1 protein-coding gene is annotated in these 1,616 nt (G+C 40.0%); it reads right to left on the bottom strand.

Features of this window, described 5'->3' with window-relative positions:
- Positions 1-193: 193 nt before the first annotated feature.
- On the bottom strand, positions 194-1,616 hold a 1,423-nt coding region (locus WH37_RS33055; protein ID WP_046234930.1), incomplete at its 5' end, for an ABC transporter permease.

Here is a 1,616-nt window from a genome sequence, read left to right as displayed (position 1 = left end):
TTTAGTTGTAAACCCTATTCAAAATTTTCAAAATCGCTGAGCAGGTCTCCTGTTTCTCATTTATACAAATTGCCCCTTCAAAGATGGAAGGGGCTGTTCTCATTTCAATTTCTCTTTGAATCGTCATGCTTTATTGAGATACATCAAGTCGGTCAAAACGGGAATTTTATCCGGATATTTACCCCCAGACACCCTAATTTTCCCTTCCAAGTGAATCGACAATACTGGCTTTATTTAGCCTGTACATTGGCCACACTGTTGCGATGAGAGTGGTAATAATTGCGCCTATAAATGCGAAGCCGATACTGAGCCATGGGATAGCCCAGGCAATTTCCACAGCATCCATGAAGAGACGGTGTATTCCAAAATTTAGAGCCGTCCCGATCATAACTCCGTAAACTGCAGCAAACAAACCATAAAATACCCCTTCTAAAATAATCATTTTCCTAATTTCTTTCTGTGTCATGCCGATTGCCTTTAGGACTGCAAACTCTTTGGTGCGAAGAATCAGATTCGTACTCACTGTATTTACAATATTCAAGAAGGCAATTAAAGCAATGACGCCAATAAAACCGTAAAGAAAGATACTGGCTATCGTTGCGTCGTTTTTAGCTTGGGCTAATTCCGTGACTCTATCAGTATAGTTATACCCGGCGTCAATCTCGGTTAATGCTCGAAGGTAATCCGTTATTGATGTGTTGGGTAGATCGGGATTGGCAAGTATAAATATTCTAGAATAAGTGTCATCGCCCATAATCTTTGCGAATACATTCGGCGTAGTAATGAATGTGAGAATTTCACTCTCCGTATATTTATTCATTAACAATTCTTGATCTGCGATTCCGGCCACAGTCACCGTGTGGTACTCCTTACCACTTTTTTCCGACGCACGTATTTTGATCTGATCTCCGACTTTGAAGTTGGTTTGATCGATAATAAGCTGTTTACCTTGTTCCGTTATTGTCTTTATTTTTTGTATAACGATAACGCCATTCTCCCGGTTCATTTTCTCCTTGTCGATCGTTCCGGAAGTGAGTTTGGATTGTAAAGCATCCAAGCCGTTATTTCCATAGGATACAAGATAATTGTTGTCTTTTCGATATCCCTGTCCTTCTTTAAGCTGATAACTATTTTTTCTTAATTCAGAATATCTTGGATTGACCTTATTCTGTGGGATGATAGCCGTCGCTTGTTTATTGTAGAACTTGTAGGCTTGTTGTACAGCATCAAGCTTGAGAATGTCCTGATAGACGGAATCATCAGACCGCTTAGAAGGACCATCATAGGAAACCGAATAGGAATATTGAATACCCGATAATTGCGTTGTTTGCTTCAAAAAATCAATCAGACCGCTAAAGACAATAAATAATATGATGCTGATAACCATGGAAAAAGCTGTAATGCGGAAGCGTTTCTTGTTCCGTTTCAAGTTCCGACTGGCAAATTGTCCTTCTATGCCAAACAACTTCTTCACAAGCGGGGATTGCTTAATACTTGTGATTTTTTCTATTTTCGTGCTTCCTACACTTTTTACCGCTTCAAGAGGGGATACTCGAGATGCCTGTCTTGCTGGTCCAATGGCGGAAAGATAGACGCTCAGCAACCCTAATAAACCA

The sequence above is a fragment of the Paenibacillus algorifonticola genome (assembly GCF_000971975.1).
Classification (GTDB): Bacteria; Bacillota; Bacilli; order Paenibacillales; family Paenibacillaceae; genus Pristimantibacillus; species Pristimantibacillus algorifonticola.
This window is presented reverse-complemented; position numbering and strand designations above follow the sequence as displayed.